Genomic DNA, 19,650 nt, shown 5'->3' on the forward strand with positions numbered 1-19,650 from the left:
CGACCCCTGACAGACGTCCGGTCCATGGTCTGGTCCCGGATGAAAACGCATTCCGGTCAGGGTGTTATCCTGTGCCGGACTGAACTAATCCTGCCGGAGTAACCCGATCAGGACATGGCACAGAAAATGTCAGGCGCATGTCAAACGATGGGGCGTCACGGCTCGGACAATGGAGGCGGGAGCGCTGCGGGGAAAAGGGTAAAAGCCCACAAACGATCAGACCGCTCTCTTCAGGTCCTTGATGTGCAGGATGACTTAAAGAAGGGCTGCTGGCAAGCGGGGCTTTTGCGGGCTCTCCAAAAGGTGCGTCGCCTTGTTTCAGACATTGTCCTGTGTCTGTATTGTTCAGGGTCATGAAACGATCGAAAAGACGCAGGATAGACGAATGCTGACGCGACGCACGGTACTGGAAGGTCTTGCCTGTCTGTCAGCGGCAATCCCGCTGGATGCAACTGCCCGCACGAAGCATTCTACGCATCATCTCCCGACCGGAGGAACGCTTCATGCGCCTGCGGTACATCGTAATGTAGCCCCTCCAAAACCGCTTGTGATGCTGGACCCAGGCCATGGGGGAAAAGATCCGGGCGCCATTGGTATTTCCGGTACGTATGAGAAACATATTGCGGAGGCCGCCGCGACGGAACTTCAAAGACAGCTTCTGGCATCGGGGCAATACCGTGTCGCAATGACACGGTCTGAAGACCGGTTTATCCCTCTAGAGGGGCGTGTCGAACTGGCGCAGCAGCATCAGGCGCATCTCTTTATTTCCATGCATGCCGATGCGCTGCATGACCGCGATGTCCGTGGGGCCAGTGTCTATACGCTCTCCAGCGGTGCATCAGATGCGCAGACCGCGGCTTTGGCTCAAACGGAAAACAGTGCGGACCGTTTTGGTGGCCCTGCGTTTCATGGGATGTCCCCGGATGTGCAGCAGATCCTGTCCAGCCTTGTTTCGGAAGAAACCCGACGTGGGTCAGCGCATATGGCATCGAGTGTGGTCGGGGCGTTCCGGAACCGGATTGGCCTGCTGACGCATCCGTCCCGGCATGCCGCGTTTGTTGTTCTGAAATCTGCAGAGATACCGTCTGTTCTTGTTGAGATGGGGTTCATGTCTAACCGGTTGGATGAAGCGGCTTTGCGTCAGGCTGTGCATCGAATGCAGGTAGCGAGTGCGATGAAAACCGCTGTTGACAGATATTTTTCTGCGCAGCCCAGGCTTATGGCTGGCTGATTTTTGGCCGACCTTGGCGGAACGCATGGCAGAGTTTTTGGTCATGTGGGTTGCGCATAACGAAAGAATCGGACATTTTCCGTCGCCATGACATTTCTTTCGATCCTCTCGCTTCGACTTATCGGCCCCTGAACGCCATATCTTAGGCGGGCAGCGTTCCGTTGCGTTCAGGGGATGACAGACCAGAAAATTTCCTGACCAGCGAGAAGATCAAGACATGACTTTCCAACATCCGTCTTTCGGTACGATTTCCGACGACCGCGTTATCATTTTCGATACAACGCTGCGTGACGGTGAGCAGTCCCCCGGTTTCTCCATGAACCTCGAAGAGAAGCTCCGCATGGCGCATGCGTTGAGCGCTCTGGGAGTGGATGTTATTGAGGCAGGCTTCCCGGTTGCTTCCAAGGACGATTTTGAAAGCGTTCGTAGCATTGCCGAGCAGGTACGCGGATCTGTGATCTGCGGTTTGGCCCGTAGCGGTGGCAAACGCGACATTGAGTCCTGCGGTGAAGCCCTGAAGGGCGCTGAACGCTCCCGTATTCATAACTTCATTTCCACATCTCCGCTGCACATGAAGTACAAGCTGCGAATGGAGCCGGAAACGGTTCTGGACATCATTGCGTCTGGCAACCAGAAGGCCCGTCAGTACACGGACGATGTAGAGTGGTCTGCTGAAGATGGTTCTCGGACGGATCCGGACTTCCTGTGCCGCTGCGTTGAAGTCGCCATCAAGAATGGTGCGAACACCATCAATATTCCGGACACTGTAGGCTTTGCGACACCGGAAGAAATGCGCCGCATTTTCACGATGCTGCGTGAGCGTGTCCCGGGTGCGGATCAGGTGATTTTCTCCACGCATAATCACAACGATCTGGGTCTGGGCGTTGCCAATACACTGGCTGCTGTCGAAGGCGGTGCGCGTCAGATCGAGTGCACGATCAACGGTATTGGCGAGCGTGCCGGTAATGCTGCGCTGGAAGAAATCGTGATGGCGCTGCGGACGCGTCACGATCAGTACGGCAAGGTGACCGGCATCGAGACGCCGAAGCTGCTGGGCATGTCCCGGATGCTGGCAACGATTACGGGCTTTGACGTGCAGCCCAACAAAGCCATCGTTGGCCGGAACGCTTTTGCGCATGAAAGTGGCATCCATCAGGACGGCGTTCTGAAGAACGCAGCCACTTATGAGATCATGACGCCGGAAAGCGTGGGCTGGAACAAGAGCTCACTGGTGATGGGCAAGCATTCCGGCCGTGCCGCATTCCGCGACAAGCTGGCTCAGCTTGGTTACCCGCCGCTGGAAGAAGAAGCCCTGAACGCCGCCTTCGCGCGTTTCAAGGATCTGGCTGACAGCAAGAAGGTCGTGTTCGATGACGACATCTGCGCGCTGGTCGATGATGAAAGCCGTGATCATGAGCGCATTCACCTGATCTCGCTGGAAGTGGCTTCGGGGACGAAGCAGAAGGCGCAGGTCAAGCTGGAAATCAGCGTCGATGGTGCGACGCAGTATGCGGCCGTAAGTGGAAATGGGCCGGTTGACGCGGCATTCCGGGCTATTGGTGAAGCTTTCCCGCACTCTGCTGAACTGGCACTGTTTTCCGTGGCAAACGTGACGGAAGGAACCGATGCTCAGGCCCGCACGACCGTTCGTTTGCAGGAAAACGGCAAGCTTGTAGACGGCCAGGGTGCGGATTCCGACACGGTTGTATCCGCCGTGCGTGCTTATATCCATGCCCTGAACAAGCTGCTGACCAAGCGTGAGCGCACGGAGCCTGAAGCGCTCTGAGCGTTCGCGATTGATGAGAGATCCTTAAAGAACGAATAATTATCGTTCTTTAAGGATCTGGACAAAGATATCACGATTGATATTGTCTTCTTCTAAATTTGGAAGGGACAGCTATGCCGCATTCGTGGCTTTATTCGGCATCTGGTCTATTTGTAGGCTTTCTGGTTGGTATGACCGGAGTGGGGGGTGGGTCCCTCATGACGCCGTTGCTGATCCTGCTTTTTGGTGCCAAGCCGCAGTCAGCTGTTGGGACAGATCTTCTTTACGCCGCCATTACGAAAATCGTTGGAACGGGGCTCAACCGCCATATGGGGGTTGTGAATTGGCGGATTGTGGGCTGGCAGATGGCTGGCAGTATTCCTGCGGGTCTGGTGTGCCTGCTGTTCCTGCATCACGAAGGCATGTCTGACGCGGCATCCCGGTTGATCCGGATTGTTCTTGGCGTTGCTCTTCTTTTGACGGCGCCGGCTATTCTTCTGAAGCCCCGACTTAGGCGCTGGGCAGAAGGGCGCATACCCCTGAGTGAGCGGATGGAGACAATCCTGACGGTTCTTCTGGGTGTTCTTCTGGGAACGCTGGTGACGCTGTCTTCGGTTGGGGCGGGTGCTGTCGGAATGGCCGCGCTGACGATGCTTTATCCGCGCTTAAACACCCGAACGCTTGTTGCAACCGATATTGCTCATGCTGTGCCGCTGACGCTGATTGCAGGCGGCGGCCACTGGCTTGAAGGTGCCGTTGATACGGCTGTTCTTCTGGCGCTTCTGGTAGGATCCATTCCCGGGATCATTCTGGGTACATTGTGTGCAGGGAAGCTGCATGAAGACACACAGAGATGGGTTCTGGGTATTCTTCTGGCTGTCATTGGTATCCGGATGATCTGACATCCGGATACCGTTAAGCCTCAGTAGCCGTAGTTGCTCTGCTGAGGATAACCATTGTTGTAACCCTGCGGGTATCCGTTCTGGCAGTTCGTGTTGGGCGGACACCGATACTGCTGTTGCGGATACGTCGGATACTGGCCGTTCTGCTGGTATCCCTGCTGAGGGTAATTGCCCTGTTGCTGGGGATAGCCGTTCTGGTACCCGCCCTGCTGATAGCCCGGACGGTTTGGGGTTGTTACGGCCCCTGTTGCAGCACCGAGAGCGCCACCAGCCAGAGCGCCAATTGCCGCGCCGCGGCCACCACCCGCCAGAGCGCCGATTGCAGCGCCTGTTCCGCCACCTAAAAGGCCGCCGCCCAGAGCACGGGAGCCTGGATCATAGTTCCCCTGGCAGCCGCCGAGAGACAGAACGGTCGCGAAAGCTCCAATCAGAGCCATTCCCCGGAAAGCGGGGCGGGCGATAACGGACCTCATATCAAAAATCCTTAGATATCATGGTTACTGAGCCTGTATAAGACTTAGTAACTGTTCCGTGAACGTCGGCTTGGCGTTGTTGCAGCGCCGACTGCCGCGCCTGTACCACCGCCTGCCAGTGCGCCGATAGCTGCGCCGCTACCGCCACCAGCAATGGCTCCGAGCGCAGCGCCCGCACCTGCGCCGATGAGGGCACCGGATCCAGCGCGCGCGCCGCTGTCGTATGGATTGCCGCAGCCAGCAAGCGCTGCGCCGCACAGGGTCAGGACGGCAATGAGGCGAGGAGTCTTCATGTTGGTCATGTGTTTTGTCCTGTTCGATGCTCCGTCTCCTTCTGCTGACTGCAGAGGGGAAAGAGTTTGGAAACCCAATTATGGTAACGTAGGAAACGTGACTGAAGGGTGGCGGGATTAAGGCTGTAAAAAATTTTTTTCCGTGTCTGACAAGCGCGTGATGAAAAGTTGTTCCTGTTTGATGACATTATACGGCACGGAACCCTTGCTGAACGGTGGCCGCGACGTTAAGTCCACCCGCGGGGAGCCCGCCCCGCATTACACTCTGTGATCTCTCCGCTCGCAGAGCTGCGCCAGGAGTTTTGGATGTTTTCTCGTCTGCTGGGTCTCATGTCTGCTGACATGGCGATCGACCTCGGCACTGCCAACACGCTCGTTTACGTCAAAGGCCGGGGCATTGTGCTCGATGAGCCGTCTGTTGTTGCCATTGCTGAAGTGCGTGGCAAAAAGCAGGTTCTTGCGGTTGGCAACGAAGCCAAGCAGATGGTCGGGCGAACACCTGGCAACATCACGGCGATCCGTCCGCTGCGTGATGGCGTGATTGCGGATTTTGAAGTTGCTGAAGAGATGATCAAGCACTTCATTCGCAAGGTGCATAATCGCCGGGCTTTTGCGAGCCCGCAGATCATCATCTGTGTTCCATCCGGGGCAACGGCTGTTGAGAGACGCGCGATTCAGGAAAGCGCAGAAAGTGCTGGCGCTCGTAAAGTCATGCTGATCGAGGAGCCGATGGCTGCCGCGATCGGTGCTGGCCTTCCGGTCACGGAGCCTTCGGGCAGCATGATCGTCGATATTGGCGGTGGTACGACGGAAGTCGCGGTGATTTCGCTGGGCGGCATCGTCTATGCGCGTTCTGCCCGTGTGGGCGGGGACAAGATGGATGAAGCCATCATTTCCTACATCCGCAAGACCTATAATCTGCTGGTCGGTGAAAGCTCGGCTGAACGCATCAAGATCGAACTTGGTGCGGCCATGATGCCGGATGATCCGTCCAACCCGGATGGACCGATCACGGAAATCAAGGGACGTGATCTGATCAACGGTGTTCCTCGTGAAGTGATGGTCAGTCAGGCGCAGATTGCTGAAAGTCTGGCAGAGCCTGTCATGCAGATCGTGGATGCGGTGACGACGGCGCTTGAAAATACCCCGCCTGAACTGGCTGCCGATATTGTGGACAAGGGCATTGTTCTCTCGGGTGGTGGAGCGTTGCTGTATCGTCTTGATGAGGTGCTGCGTCTTTACACCGGCCTTCCGGTCACTGTTGCCGAAAATGCTCTCTCCTGCGTGGCGCTGGGAACAGGTCGCGCACTGGAAGAAATGCGTCGTCTGCGCAGCGTACTGAGCAGCATGTACTGACCCCGGACTCTCACCGGTGTTTTCCATCCATACCCGGCAGGTGCTTGCGAGAGCGGCCCTGCCAATTCTGATCCTGCTGGCGGTGGCGTTGGTATTGCTCGGGCTGGTCCGGCGACCGGTGGTGGATGGGGTGCGTCTGAGGGCGACGGATATTCTGGCTCCTGCGTATCAGGCGCTTGTCTATCCGCAGACGCGGGTTCAGGAATGGCTGGTCGATTTGCGCGGGGCGACGGATCTCGCCAAGGAAAATGTCAGTCTGCGCGATGAAAACCGTGCATTGCGGCATTGGTACGACGTGGCGGTGGCACTTGCAGCGGAAAATGCGCGCCTGAAAAACAGTCTGCACTGGATACCGGAAAGCGCTCCTCAATACGTGACGGGCCGTGTGACGCGGGATGATGGTGGCCCTTATTCCCGTGCTGTGCTGTTGGACGTTGGAAGCGGGCATCAGGTGCATACGGGGGATGTGGCGCTCGATTCGGCAGGTTTGCTTGGGCGTGTGACGGAAATTGGCCCGCATACTGTGCGTGTTTTGCTGATCAATGATGATGCAAGCCGTATTCCGGTGACCCTTTCTGGCTCTCACGGTGATGCCATCATGGCGGGTGATGACACGGATAATCCACGTCTGATCTATTACCCGCAGGATCATCATCCGGTTGAAGGTGAGCGGGTCGAGACACATGGTCAGAGCACCATGCCAGCCGGGCTACCCATTGGAACCGTGCATTATCTGGCCCCTAATCGGCCTGTGGTTATGCCGGATGCCGATCTGCGGCGGCTGGATATTGTTCGGGTGTTTGATTACGGAGAGGACGGAGGCCAGGCCCCGGATGCTCCGGGCCGCGTCAAGGTCCGTCGTCCCTCCGAGGAACCCTCCCTGCCAGGTGGATTGCCTTTTCCAAAACTGCCCGGAATGCCGGAGACCTTGGGAAAGGGGGGGCAATAAGCCATGGTGGCCGAAAACTCTACGCCCCATCTGCACTCTGCTGTGGAGCCACGCCAGACATTGCGTCGGCGGCTGGACATTATCGCGCGGGCGGCCATGCCTTCGCTGTTCATTGTGCTGGTTGCCGTTCTGCTTTCTGCACCTTTTGGTATCCCGGGGCAGTCTGAGCTTCAGTTCGGAATTGCCATATGCACTGTCTGGTTCTGGGCTTTTAGCCGGCCAAGATCCATGCCAGCCTGGGCAGTCTTTCTCTGTGGTCTGAGTGTTGAGATTTTCAGTTTTGGCCCACCGGGGGCCGTTCTGTTGTCCCTGCTGGTTATTTATGGCGTTGCCCATCACTGGCGATACGGACTGTCGCGTCTGGGCTTTGTGTCCTGCTGGCTGATTTTCAGCTTTTTTGCGGCTCTGGCATCCTTTTTTCAGTGGGCTCTCGTCTGTATCCATGCTTTTGCGCTATTATCTCCGGCTCCGGGCCTCTTTCAGGCTGCGCTGACAATCGGTATCTATCCCAGCCTGACTGCGTTGTTTGTCTGGGGACGCCGCACGTTTGCCAATCCCGATCAGGCCTGACTGCGCAATTTTCGCGTGTTTCACGCAAAATGCTGCCTTTTTTCCGGACTTGAACGCCAGACCTGATGTCTTCCAGAAAACGCCCTTTTTGGTCCCTGATGCGCTCACGACGCCAGGATGCGCCCGTGCGCTCCGGGCGGGGTGTTTTCACGCGTCGTGCGCTGGTCGTGATGGCCGTGCAGGCGGGCGTTCTTGGGGCATTGGGGCGACGGCTTTATAATATTCAGACAGTTGAGGGCGATCATCTGCGTCAGCTTGCGGAGCGTAACCGCACCAGCAAGCGCCTTTTGGCGCCAGCACGCGGAACAATTCATGATCGCTTTGGAGTGGCGCTTGCAGACAACAAGGTGAGTTGGCGTGCGCTGCTGATGCCGGAGGAAACGACGGACATTGCCGCGGTGATTGATCGGTTCTCGCAGATTGTTCCGTTGGATGAACACGACCACGCCCGGATTGAGCGTGATCTGAAGCATGTTCACAAATATGTGCCAGTCACGCTGCATGAGTTTCTGTCCTGGGACGACATGGCGCGGATTGAGCTGAATGCTCCATCCCTTCCGGGTGTTCTTGTCGATGTCGGGTCGACCCGACTGTATCCGTTTCAGGATCTGACCGCTCATCTTGTTGGCTATGTTGCGCCTCCGAATGAAGAGGATGTAGCTAAGGATACGACGCTTTCCCTGCCCGGGATGCGTGTCGGGCGTGCAGGGATCGAGCAGACGCAGGAAGTTTTACTGCGCGGTGATCCTGGCTCTGTGGAAATGGAAGTCAACGCGCTGGGTCGTGTGATCGGCGAAATTGATCGCGTTGAGGGACAGCAGGGCGAGGACGTACGTCTGACGCTAGATGTGGACCTTCAAGGAAAGGTTCTGGAGTATCTCGGAGACCGTGTGGCCAGTTCCGTTGTGATGGATTGCCGGAATGGCGAGGTCCTTGCGATGGTTAGCACGCCGTCTTTTGATCCATCACTGTTCGATTCAGGCGTAAGCCATGCCCAGTGGAACGAATGGGCGAATGATCCACGCACCCCGTTGGTCGACAAGGCTGTGTCTGGTCTTTATCCGCCGGGATCGACGTTCAAGCCTGCCGTCGCACTGGGCGCCTTGAAAGCGGGAGCGGTCACGGCGCAGGATCGCTTCAACTGTCCGGGTTATTTCGACATGGGCGGGGTGCGGTTCCACTGCTGGAACCGCTGGGGCCATGGTATGGTCAATATGCGTGATGCCCTGAAATATTCCTGCGACGTCTATTTTTACGAGGTGGCCCGCCGATGCGGAATGGATCCGGTCAAGGCAGTCGGTAACGCCATGGGACTGGGTGTCAAACTGGATATCGAACTGCCACATGTTCGCTCCGGGGTGATTCCGACACCCGAGTGGCGTCAGCAGCATGGTTTTCACTGGAACGGTGGGGATACCGTCAATGCGGGTATCGGGCAGGGCTTTGTGCAGGTGACGCCGCTGGCGTTGGCGACTTATGTGTCTCGCATTGCGTCGGGCAGGAATGTCCAACCTCATCTGATCCGGGCCACGAATGATCAGATGTCGAGCCTGGCATCGCTGGACGCCGTTCCGGTGGTGGACGTTCCGAAGGAACATCTGGATGTCATTCGGGGCGGAATGTTTGCGGTGGTGAACGAACCGCATGGATCGGCTCCCAAGGCGCGGCTGGATTTACCGGATGTGCAGATGGCAGGCAAAACCGGGTCAGCGCAGGTGCGGCGTGTCTCTCGTGCGTTGCGGGAGTCCGGGCATTTCAATTCCATGAATCTGCCATGGGAATATCGCCCTCATGCGCTGTTCATCTGCTTCGCGCCTTATGATAATCCACGATATGCGGTGTCTGTCGTGGTTGAGCATGGCAATGCTGGTGCTGATGAAGCGGCACCTTTGGCTAAGCAGATCATGATGGAAGCTTTGGCGCGAGACCCTGCGAATCAGCCTCAGCCAACGGGGCAGACCGTGGCGCAGAAGGAGCCTGTTCAGGGATGAGAGGCGGTGTCGTGAATGCATTCGGCTTTCTGAAGTCCGACAAGAGACTGCTGCGGGCAGAGCCGGATTTCCGCCCCATGGCCCGGTTGCTTCAGGTGAACTGGCTGTATGTTCTGCTGGTTTGTCTGTTGGCTGGTGTTGGCTATATCGCGCTTTATTCGGCCGGAGGCGGATCGGCAAAGCCGTTTGCCGGGCCGCAGATGGTCCGGTTCGGCTTCGGGCTTGTAATGATGATTGCCGTGGCGCTCGTCAGTCCGCGGATCCTTCGCATGGTGTCCGTTCCGATTTATCTTCTCTCTATTGCGCTACTTGGTCTCGTGCTGCGGATGGGGCATGTGGGCAAGGGGGCCGAGCGCTGGATCAATCTGGCAGGAATGCAGTTTCAGCCGTCTGAATTTGCCAAGATCGGTCTGGTTCTGATGCTGGCGACCTGGTTCCACAGGATTGGAAACGAGCGGATGGGCAATCCGCTGCGTCTCGTCATTCCCGCTATCCTGACGCTTCTGCCTGTTGTTCTGGTTCTGAAGGAGCCAAATCTGGGAACGGCGACCATTATTGGCGTTATCGGGGCCACTTTGTTCTTCGCGGCTGGAATGCGGCTCTGGCAGATCGTTCTTCTGGTGGCACCCATCCCGTTTCTGGGGAAGTTCATTTATGGCCATCTGCATGACTACCAGAAGGCCCGCATCGATACCTTCCTGCATCCTGAACATGATCCTCTGGGGGCTGGCTACAACATCATCCAGTCCAAGATTGCCTTGGGTTCTGGTGGCATGTGGGGCGAGGGGTATCTGCATGGCAGTCAGGGGCAGCTGAACTTCTTGCCGGAAAAGCAGACGGACTTCATTTTCACCATGATTGGTGAGGAATGGGGTTTTGCGGGCGGTATTGCCGTCATCGGTCTGCTGATGGTTCTGACGTTGGGAGCAACGCTCATTGCCATACGGAGCCGCAATCAGTTCGGGCGACTGCTCGGGCTTGGCATTGCGATGGATTTCTTCCTGTATTGTGCTGTCAATCTGTCGATGGTGATGGGCGCCATTCCAGTCGGTGGGGTGCCGCTCCCGCTGATTTCCTATGGCGGTTCGGCCATGCTGACGATGATGTTCGGTTTTGGGCTTCTGATGTCCGCCTGGGTTCATCGCAATGAGCGTGACCCAGGATTTGAGGACGAAGACGACTGATTTTCAGAGTTCCAGAAGAACTTTGGATGAGCTTTTTCGGTCCAGAGACGCGTCAAAAGCGTCTTTGTACTGAGCCAGCGGAAAGCTGTGGGTGATGAGACCGTCCGCAATCCACGGATTGTCTGCGAGGATTTTCAGTGCCTCTGCGAACTCTTCATCAAAGCGGAATGTTCCTCGATAGTCGATTTCCCGCGCGATAATCTGTCCTAGAGGGGCTGGTACATCGCCCGGTGGGAAAATCCCGACCTGACCGAGGGTGCCGCCTTTCTGTGTACGGGCGATTGCGGTCGGGAGGGCAGGGATGACGCCCGTGGCCTCAAAAACGATTTCGTACTCTGCGTCATGAGTGTCACGACCAGTGTTGACTGTGCCGGTTGCGCCGAGTTTGTGTGCGACGTCGAGGGCAAAGTCTTGCAAGTCGGTTGCGACAATCTCTGACGCGCCAGCGACTTTGAGACCTGCCACAATCAGGGCGCCAATCGGGCCGGCTCCCTGAACCATGATGCGTTTGCCCTTAACATCCCCGGCGCGCGCAATCGCATGGAGGGCGACAGAGAAGGGTTCGGCAAGGCTGGCGCGTTTCACGTCCAGACCTGCTGGCAGCGGATAAAGCTGGGATGTTTCGACAACCATGTCCCGCCGGAAACCGCCATCCGTATGGGGAAGAAATGCAGCGCTGCCAAAAAAGCGCATATTCCGGCACAGATGCTTCGCGCCTCGCTCGCATTCGGGGCAGTGCCCACACGGGCGAGCCGGATGAATGGCGACAGCCTCGCCGATCCGGAAGCGTGTCTCGTCGGGGCTGACAGCTTCCACAATTCCGGAAACCTCGTGGCCAAGAATCATTGGTTCGCGCAGGACGGAAGCGCCAGCACCGCCATGCAAAAAGTAATGCATGTCCGACCCGCAGATCCCACCCCAGGCGGGACGTATGAGCGCCTGACCTGCTTTGAGTGGCGGCACGGCAACGGTTTCCAAACGCAGATCACCTTTTTCATGAATAACCAGAGCTTTGGTTGTCTGAGGAGCGGAAATGCCGGGCATGGCTTTGCCTCTTTCATCTGAGCAGCGTAAATGACGGTCCTCAGATATGGCCGATCTTGTGCGCTAAAGGCAGTCACGTTTGGGCGACGCGGAAGGCATGTGAAGCTGTCGGGCTGCCATCTGTAATCAGATGGATCTTTATACTGTGGGAGAAGATCGAATTGAGGGGTTCGCGTGCGACGCTCTGTGGAGACTCCAACGCCATCCACTGCGATCCGGGTCCGTGTTGAGGAACGTGGCGACTGGGCCGGACCACCACGCTCCCATCAGATTCAGCCCTCGATCTGACCGAAATCGGCGATCAGGGCTGTGGTTGTGCGGAAGGTCGCCAGAAGCTTCAGGCGGTTGGCGCGAATGTCAGCTTCCGGGGCGTTGACGGTAACAGCATCGAAAAAGCGGTCCAATGTCGGGCGCAGTGCTGCAATCGCCTGCATCGCATCGGTGAAACGCTCGTTTTTCAGGGCCGTCTCGATTGCAGGCACGGCACTGTTCAGACCATCTGCCAGAGCGCGCTCTTCATCCTGTGCGTAGAGAGACGCATCCGGTGTTCCCTTGTGAGGGCCGTCCTTCTTGTCTTCGATGCGCAGAATGTTGGCGGCGCGCTTGGCTGCGGCGAGAAGGTTCTTGCCGTCTTCCGTCTGGATCATGTCAGACAGCGCCGAGGTACGAGCCAGAAGGCGTACAAGATCGCCATCCAGACCGCCTGCCAGTGTGGCGGCCAGAACGTCATGGCGTTCGCCTTCGCTGCGGAGCTGAACGCGCAGACGGTCTGCCATAAAGTCCGGAAGTTTGGCGAGTTCCCCGCCGGTGCGACCATTGGCCGCCTTGGCAAAGAGGTCCGTCAGATTCAGACGCAGACCGTTGTCACGAATGGTGCGGATCACACCCAGCGCAGCCCGGCGCAGGCCATACGGGTCGCCCGAGCCGGTTGGTGTCTCGCCAATCGCAAAGAAGCCAGCCAGCAGATCCAGACGGTCCGCAAGGGCTACGGCAACCGAGACAGGGGCCTTTGCCGTATCGTCGGACTGCCCGCGCGGCATGTAATGCTCGGCCACAGCCTTCGAAACAGCGTCGCCTTCGCCATCATGTGCTGCGTAATAGCCGCCCATGACGCCCTGAAGTTCCGGGAACTCGCCGACCATACCGGTTGTCAGATCAGCTTTAGACAGCAGACCTGCGCGCTTTGCCTGTTCGATCTGCTCTCCGCTCAGGCCTATGGCCGCAGCGACCGTTCCGGCAAGATCGGAAATCCGCTTCGCACGCTCGCCCTGTGTTCCCAGCTTCGCATGGAACGTCACGGCATCGAGGGCTGCCACGCGGTCCGCGAGCTTGGTCTTGCGGTCTAGATCCCAGAAGTGTCGGGCATCGGCGAAACGGGCACGCAGAACGCGCTCGTTTCCGGCGATCGTCAGCTTGCCGCCGTCCTTGAACGGCAGGTTGGCAACGAAAGCGAAGAACGGCGCGGCTTTGCCGTCTGCATTGCGCAGGGCAAAGTAACGCTGATTGATGCGCATCGAGACCTGCATGACTTCGGCGGGCAGATCCATGAAAGCATCGTCGATGCGGCCCAGAAGCGGAACCGGATATTCGACCAGACCGGCGACTTCATCGACCAGTCCTTCGTCTTCCACAACCGTAATGCCCTGCTGTTCAGCCAGACGGTGGACACCGGTACGGATCATGTCGCGGCGCTTGTCCGCGTCAACGATGACGGAGCGTGTTTCCAGCTCTTCCAGCCAGTGATCTGCCGAACGGACTTCAAACCCGCCGGGCGCCAGAAAGCGATGGCCTTCGGACAGGTTGGAGGACTTCAGGCCGTGGGCATCGTCGCCATCGCGGGCGAGCGAGAAGGGAACAACCTTGCCATCAAGAAGGCAGGTGATGCGGCGGAGCGGGCGCACCCATGAGAAGTTTGAGCCTGCACCCCAGCGCATGGACTTGGCCCAGGGGAACTTCCACAGAAGGTCCGGTACAACTTCGGCGACGCGGCTTTCCGCGCTCACGGGATCAAGCTGTTTGTTGAGAACCCAGAAGCCATTTTCCAGCGTGAGTTCGTCAGTCGTTACGCCATGCTTGCGGGTAAAGCCTTCCAGAGCCTTTTCCGGTGCGCCTTCGCGAGGGCCGCGCTCGGAGACGGTACGAGCTGGGATTTCGGCATCGACGTTCAGAACGGTCGCGATGCGGCGGGTGCCGTAGAACGTCTGAACATCGGATGGATTAAGGCCATCGAGCGCCTTGGTCAGAAGGGCGCCGAGTTCGCTGGCAGCTTTGGGCTGCATGCCTGCCGGGATTTCCTCGCAGAACAGTTCAAGCAACAGTTCAGCCATTGGACGTCTCCTCCTCGCCAGCAAGCCACGCTTCACAAGAGGCTTTCGCCAGCGTCCGGACACGTCCGATATAGGATGCGCGTTCAGAGACGGAAATCACGCCGCGGGCATCCAGAAGATTGAAATAATGGGAAGCCTTCAGGCACTGATCGAACGCAGGCTGTGCGACGCCCGCTTCCGCCAGACGAATGGACTCTTTTTCCGCATTGTTGAAATGCGTGAGCAGCATCTGAGTGTCGGCCAGTTCAAAGTTGTGACGGGAGTAGTCACGCTCGGCCCGCAGGAATACATCGCCATACGTCAGGCCCTTGCCGTTGAAATCCAAGTCGTAAACGTTCTCGACGCCCTGAACATACATGGCCAGCCGTTCCAGACCGTAAGTCAGTTCGGTAGAAGGCATGACGGTCGGGATACCGCCAACCTGCTGGAAATACGTGAACTGCGTGACTTCCATGCCGTCACACCAGACTTCCCAGCCCAGACCCCAGGCGCCGATCGTCGGGTTTTCCCAGTCGTCTTCTACGAATCGGATATCGTGCTTTTCGGGATCGATCCCGATGGCCCGATAACTCTCCAGAAGCAGGTTCTGGCTCTCTTCCGGGGTTGGCTTCAGCAGGACCTGATACTGGTAATAGTGCTGGAGGCGGTTCGGGTTCTCACCGTAACGACCGTCGGACGGGCGGCGGCAGGGTTGCACATAGGCGGCGGCCCATGGCTTTGAGCCCAGCGCGCGCAGGGTCGTATGAGGGGAGAGCGTTCCGGCTCCGACTTCTGTGTCGTAGGGCTGCAAAATGGCGCAGCCCTTTTCAGACCAGAATTGATGAAGGCGCAGGATCAGATCCTGAAAGCTGAGCGGCCGGGTCGCAGACAATTCGATAGGCTCCGGTTGGCAAAATTGGCCGCTACCTTACAGCCTGCGGTTCATAACCGGAAGTGAGGGGAATGACGAAGCTGCAGATCAGCGTTCAAGGAGCATTGTAAAAGGTGTACGTGCTCTTCAGGGCGTTTCAGTGTGAGAATGCGTAACGCTAAAAACGGCCGAGGACAGGCAACTTCTGAGCATGGCTGCATGTTGCATGGTTCAGCTATGCTGACTTGGAGCGCGAGATGCCGCTGACAGGCATTATGTGCATCCCTTGTCGATTAAGCTTGGGTGCCTCATATGATGAGGGAACGTAACTTCTTCGTCTGGAAGGATCAGAGACGATGAACAACGAAGAACGCGAAGTCATCTCCCGCTTTATTGGCCGTGTTGGTGGTGTGCAGCAGGGTGGTGGTTTTAGTCAGCAGCAGACGCCTGCGCTGCCGCCAATCGACCCGGAAGCTGATCGCTTTATTGCTGAGAATTTCCAGAAATATCCGGAAGCCCGGTATCGCGTGACGCAGATGGCTGTTGTGCAGGAAGCGGCTCTGGCTCAAGCGCAGAACCGTATCCGCCAGCTTGAGTTCCAGCTCCAGCAGGCTCAGCAGCAGCTTCAGCAAGCGCAGCAGAACCGGTCGTCCGGTAGCGGCGGCGGGCTGTTTGGCGGGTTGTTCAGTGGCGGTAATCGTCAGCAGGCGTCCTCGCCACCTCCGGGTTGGGGACCGCAGGCTGGTGCAATGCCGCCTCCGAACTTCCAGCCTCAGCAGCAGTATGGCTATCCGCCGGGATATCAGCCTGGCATGTTTCAGCGTGGCGGGTCCGGCTTCCTCGGCTCTGCTCTGACGACTGCAGCCGGTGTTGCCGGTGGCATGATGGCAGCCAACGCGCTTGAAGGCCTGTTCAGCGATCACCATTCAGGCAGTGAAGCCGGTGGTTTTGGTGGTGGCGAGACCATCATCAATAATAACTATGGCGATGCGGGCAGCGATCCGTTCGGTGGTGCTGGCACTGATGCAGGAAACGGCTTCTCCGACTCTGACTTCGGCGGTGGCGATTTCGGTGGCGGAGACTTTGGTGGCGGTGGCGACGACATGTTCTGACAGGCTGCCCTGTTTCGCCTGATATTGAAGAGTTTCAGAAGACCCGCTTGGTTCCGCCCAGCGGGTTTTTTGCTGTTTGCCAACCCGAACGCTTATGGTGCGTTGGCTTCGTAACGTGTTTTTCCATTTCCAGGGGTTTTCTGATGAGCACCAATGACTTCCGCGATCTGGTAGCCTTCAAGGATCTCGAGGACGGGCAGATCACCTCTTTTTCCATCAATGGAACCTCCGTTGTTCTGGTGAAGGACGGCGAGGATGTGCATGCCCTTGGAGGAAAGTGTCCGCACAAGGAAGCACCAATGGAGCAGGGTGCTTTCTGTCGAACTGAGAAGGGCAGCGTACTGGTCTGTCCGTGGCACAAAGCGGTGTTTGATGCGGTGGATGGAAGTCTTGTTGAGCCACTCGCTCTTGAGCCGCTGCCGCGTTACCCCGTTGAGATCGTGGATGGTCGTGTTCTGGTTGGAAGCGAGCCAATGAAGCGTGAAGCACCATTGGAGAGGCAGGAGGATGAGAGTGTTCTCATTCTCGGTGCAGGAGCGGCCGGGATTATGGCGGCAATTACTCTGCGGCAAGAGGGTTTTGCGGGCACGATCACGATGGTCACTGAGGAGAAGTATCGTCCTTATGACCGTACGGCCCTAAGCAAGACCGTTCTGCTTAGTGAGCCCGAGAAAGCGCACGCTCCTTCGCTTCGTAGTGAGTCTTTCTATGGCCAGAACCGGATCAGTGTGAAGCATGGAAGAATTGCGGCCTTTGACCCCGCAACGAGAATGGCGACACTCTCGGATGGCAGTGTTCTGACGGCAGATCATGTTCTGATCGCGACTGGAAGCCGGTCGCAGATGCTGGACCTTCCGGGCGCTGATCTGAAGCGCGTCTTTACGCTTCATAGCGAAAAAGATGCAGAGGGCATTGCCCGTGTGATTGATCCCGATCAGGCGGTTACCATCATTGGAGCAGGATTTATTGGTCTTGAGGTGGCATCCTGCCTGCGTCAGCGCGGTGTCGGCGTGACAATCATCGCGGATACGGACGTGCCGATGGAGAAGCATTTTGGTCGTGAGATTGGAATGCGTCTGCGGCAATTGCATGAAGATAATGGTGTAGCGTTCATTTCGGATGCCAAGGCTGTCAAAATCTACGGAGACAAAAAAGCCGAAGGCGTTGAACTGGATGATGGGATGAAGCTTCCGGCATCTTTTGTACTGGCTGGCGTCGGGGTGACTCCCGTAACGGATTATATCGACGGACTGGATCGGGACGAGGATGGCGCGATTGTCGTCGATCGTCTGATGCGTGCGGCTCCGGGCGTTTATGCAGCAGGCGATGCCTCGGCGATCCTTCATGATGGTAAGCCGCGGCGAATCGAGCATTGGCGTCATGCGCAAATTCAGGGCCGCATCGCCGCGCTGACCATGATGGGGCATGAGACGACCCATCTGCCGACGCCCTGGTTCTGGACGCAGCAGTTCGGCAAGAAGATCGAGCTGCTTGGATGGGGCGAAGGGTTCGATAACGTCAGCCTTGAGGGAGATATCAAGGGCTTCAGCTTCCTTGCGACCTATCTCAAGGACGGAAAGCCCGTTGCGCTGGCGGGTGCTGGTCATGCGTATGACATGGCCAGAGCCGCCGTTGATTTCGATGGATTTGTGCAGGAAAAGGTCTGAACCGCGCACGAAGCTTGACATGAGCGGGCCGTCCCGGCTTCCTGCGCCCACTTATCCGCCAGGACGTTGAAGAGGCCCGACATGCATCCATACCGCACCCATGACTGTAGCGCCCTGCGTGAACAGGACGCCGGACAGACCGTCCGCCTGTCCGGCTGGGTGCACAGCAAGCGCGACCATGGTGGCCTGCTGTTCATCGATCTGCGTGACCATTATGGCGTCACGCAGGTTGTTATCCCGGCTGGCACGGACCTGCTGGAAAAGGCCGAGCGCCTTCGCGTTGAGAGCGTCATTACCGTCACCGGCAAGGTTGTGGTCCGTCAGGGTTCCCAGCGAAACCCGAACCTGCCGACGGGTGATATCGAAGTTCTTGCCGAAGAGCTGGAAGTCCGTTCCAACGCGGCTGTTCTGCCGTTCCAGGTGGCAGGTCAGGAAAACTACCCTGAAGAGCTGCGCCTGAAGTACCGCTACATCGATCTCCGTCGCGAGAAGATGCACCAGAACATCATGCTCCGCAGCAAGGTCATCACCAGCCTGCGTCAGCGCATGATCGAGCAGGGCTTCACTGAGTTTCAGACTCCGATCCTGACGGCATCTTCCCCGGAAGGTGCGCGTGACTTCCTTGTGCCGGCGCGTCTGCATCCGGGCAAGTTCTATGCGCTTCCGCAGGCTCCGCAGCAGTTCAAGCAGCTTGCGATGGTGGCGGGTTTTGACCGCTACTTCCAGATTGCTCCGTGCTTCCGCGATGAAGCTTCCCGCGCTGACCGTAGCCCGGGCGAGTTCTATCAGCTCGACTTTGAGATGTCCTTCGTCACGCAGGAAGACGTCTTCACGGTTCTGGAGCCGGTTCTGGCTGGAGTGTTCAATGAATTCACGCCCGAAGGCTGGAAGATCACGGACGGTGCATTCCCGCGCATTCCGTATGCTGACGCCATGCGTGATTACGGCTCCGACAAGCCGGATCTGCGGAACCCGCTGATCATCAAGGACGTGACGGAGGCCTTCCGGGACTCCGGTTTTGGTCTGTTCGCCAAGATTGCGGCTTCCGGTGGTCAGATCCGTGCGATCCCGGCACCGGGTGCAGGCGATCGTCCGCGTGGCTTCTTTGACAAGCTGAACACCTGGGCGCGTGAAAGCGGTGCGGGTGGTCTGGGCTACATCATTTTCGAGGCAGAAGGCGGCAAGGGGCCGATTGCCAAGAACCTTGAAGCTGATCGCGTCGAGAGCATCCGTGAGATCTGTGGCCTGAAGGCTGGCGATGCCGTGTTCTTTGCTGCTGGCAAAGGTGACGAAGTTGCCAAGTTCTCTGGTGTTGTCCGCACAAAGGTAGCGACAGAGCTGGACCTGATCGAGAAGAACGCCTTCCGCTTCTGCTGGGTCGTGGACTTCCCGATGTTCGAGCTCAACGAAGAGACGGGCAAGGTCGACTTCTCCCACAACCCGTTCTCTATGCCGCAGGGTGGTCTGGACGCGCTGAACACGCAGGACCCGCTGACGATCAACGCCTACCAGTACGACATCGTCTGCAATGGCGTGGAACTGTCTTCCGGCGCAATCCGGAACCATCTGCCGGAAGTCATGCTGCGCGCCTTTGAAATCGCAGGTTATGGCCCGGAAGTGGTGGAAGAGCGCTTCGGTGGCATGCTGAACGCCTTCCGTTACGGCGCTCCGCCGCATGGTGGTGCTGCTCCGGGTGTGGACCGTATCGTGATGCTGCTGGCGGATGAGCCGAACATCCGTGAGGTCATTCTTTTCCCGCTGAACCAGAGCGGCGAAGACCTGATGATGGAAGCTCCGGCCCCGGTCGAGCCTGCCCGTCTGAAGGAACTGCATCTGGCGCTGGATCTGCCGAAGCCAAAGCCTGCCGTTACGAAGTAAGAGTTCCCACTTTTGAGAACGAACAAGCCGATGCTCCAGATGGGGCATCGGCTTTTTT

16 protein-coding genes are annotated in these 19,650 nt (G+C 57.8%); 11 read left to right on the plus strand and 5 right to left on the minus strand.

The genetic code is table 11. The features are described 5' to 3' along the window. Positions 1-385: 385 nt before the first annotated feature. From HKD32_RS02670 to HKD32_RS02680, 3 genes are all read left to right on the plus strand, one after another. The gene (locus tag HKD32_RS02670) at positions 386-1,231 is read left to right on the plus strand and encodes an N-acetylmuramoyl-L-alanine amidase family protein (protein ID WP_228118708.1); all 846 of its coding nucleotides are present in this window, start codon (positions 386-388) and stop codon (positions 1,229-1,231) included. Between the two features lie 217 nt (positions 1,232-1,448). Next, entirely contained in the window at positions 1,449-3,017 is a 1,569-nt protein-coding gene (locus tag HKD32_RS02675) for a 2-isopropylmalate synthase (protein WP_010502658.1), read from the plus strand. A gap of 113 nt (positions 3,018-3,130) precedes the next feature. Beyond that, positions 3,131-3,898, plus strand: coding sequence for a sulfite exporter TauE/SafE family protein (locus tag HKD32_RS02680; RefSeq protein ID WP_026017496.1), 768 nt, complete (start codon positions 3,131-3,133; stop codon positions 3,896-3,898). Positions 3,899-3,918: 20 nt separating this feature from the next. Here the strand turns inward: HKD32_RS02680 and HKD32_RS02685 are convergent, their stop codons facing one another. Beyond that, on the minus strand, positions 3,919-4,371 hold the full coding sequence (locus tag HKD32_RS02685; RefSeq protein ID WP_061931501.1) for a hypothetical protein: 453 nt from the start codon (positions 4,369-4,371) through the stop codon (positions 3,919-3,921). A gap of 44 nt (positions 4,372-4,415) precedes the next feature. Then, positions 4,416-4,673, minus strand: a complete 258-nt coding sequence (locus tag HKD32_RS02690; RefSeq protein ID WP_010502664.1) for a hypothetical protein — start codon at positions 4,671-4,673, stop codon at positions 4,416-4,418. A gap of 297 nt (positions 4,674-4,970) precedes the next feature. On the opposite strand from HKD32_RS02690, the gene HKD32_RS02695 reads away from it, so the two are divergent. The 5 genes from HKD32_RS02695 to rodA all read left to right on the plus strand — a co-directional run bounded on the left by HKD32_RS02695 (position 4,971) and on the right by rodA (position 10,714). Then, complete coding sequence (locus HKD32_RS02695; protein WP_007283695.1) at positions 4,971-6,020, plus strand: rod shape-determining protein; 1,050 nt, start codon at positions 4,971-4,973, stop codon at positions 6,018-6,020. A gap of 16 nt (positions 6,021-6,036) precedes the next feature. After that, entirely contained in the window at positions 6,037-6,969 is a 933-nt protein-coding gene (gene mreC, locus HKD32_RS02700) for a rod shape-determining protein MreC (protein WP_194257470.1), read from the plus strand. 3 nt (positions 6,970-6,972) lie between these two features. Then, positions 6,973-7,539 carry a hypothetical protein gene (locus tag HKD32_RS02705; protein WP_061931503.1) on the plus strand — a complete coding sequence of 189 codons (567 nt, stop codon included), beginning with the start codon at positions 6,973-6,975 and terminating at the stop codon, positions 7,537-7,539. 65 nt (positions 7,540-7,604) lie between these two features. Next, positions 7,605-9,530 carry a penicillin-binding protein 2 gene (mrdA, locus tag HKD32_RS02710; RefSeq protein ID WP_061931505.1) on the plus strand — a complete coding sequence of 642 codons (1,926 nt, stop codon included), beginning with the start codon at positions 7,605-7,607 and terminating at the stop codon, positions 9,528-9,530. After that, entirely contained in the window at positions 9,527-10,714 is a 1,188-nt protein-coding gene (gene rodA / locus HKD32_RS02715) for a rod shape-determining protein RodA (protein ID WP_010502676.1), read from the plus strand. The genes mrdA and rodA overlap by 4 nt, the downstream gene beginning before the upstream one ends. A 3-nt stretch (positions 10,715-10,717) precedes the next feature. Here the strand turns inward: rodA and HKD32_RS02720 are convergent, their stop codons facing one another. The 3 genes from HKD32_RS02720 to HKD32_RS02730 all read right to left on the minus strand — a co-directional run bounded on the left by HKD32_RS02720 (position 10,718) and on the right by HKD32_RS02730 (position 14,956). Continuing rightward, positions 10,718-11,758, minus strand: a complete 1,041-nt coding sequence (locus tag HKD32_RS02720) for an L-idonate 5-dehydrogenase (RefSeq protein ID WP_194257471.1) — start codon at positions 11,756-11,758, stop codon at positions 10,718-10,720. A 272-nt stretch (positions 11,759-12,030) separates the two neighbouring features. Next, positions 12,031-14,085 carry a glycine--tRNA ligase subunit beta gene (glyS, locus tag HKD32_RS02725; protein ID WP_194257472.1) on the minus strand — a complete coding sequence of 685 codons (2,055 nt, stop codon included), beginning with the start codon at positions 14,083-14,085 and terminating at the stop codon, positions 12,031-12,033. After that, complete coding sequence (locus HKD32_RS02730) at positions 14,078-14,956, minus strand: glycine--tRNA ligase subunit alpha (RefSeq protein WP_194257473.1); 879 nt, start codon at positions 14,954-14,956, stop codon at positions 14,078-14,080. The genes glyS and HKD32_RS02730 overlap by 8 nt, the downstream gene beginning before the upstream one ends. 335 nt (positions 14,957-15,291) lie before the next feature. Between HKD32_RS02730 and HKD32_RS02735 the strand changes: the two genes are divergently transcribed. From HKD32_RS02735 to aspS, 3 genes are all read left to right on the plus strand, one after another. Continuing rightward, entirely contained in the window at positions 15,292-16,047 is a 756-nt protein-coding gene (locus HKD32_RS02735) for a DUF2076 domain-containing protein (RefSeq protein ID WP_061931511.1), read from the plus strand. Between the two features lie 143 nt (positions 16,048-16,190). Next, positions 16,191-17,714 (plus strand): FAD-dependent oxidoreductase, encoded by a 1,524-nt coding sequence (locus HKD32_RS02740; protein ID WP_194257474.1) that lies wholly within the window; start codon positions 16,191-16,193, stop codon positions 17,712-17,714. A gap of 81 nt (positions 17,715-17,795) precedes the next feature. After that, on the plus strand, positions 17,796-19,592 hold the full coding sequence (aspS, locus tag HKD32_RS02745) for an aspartate--tRNA ligase (protein WP_194257475.1): 1,797 nt from the start codon (positions 17,796-17,798) through the stop codon (positions 19,590-19,592). Positions 19,593-19,650: the final 58 nt, after the last annotated feature.

The sequence above is a fragment of the Gluconobacter japonicus genome (genome assembly GCF_015244665.1).
Lineage (GTDB): Bacteria > Pseudomonadota > Alphaproteobacteria > Acetobacterales > Acetobacteraceae > Gluconobacter > Gluconobacter japonicus.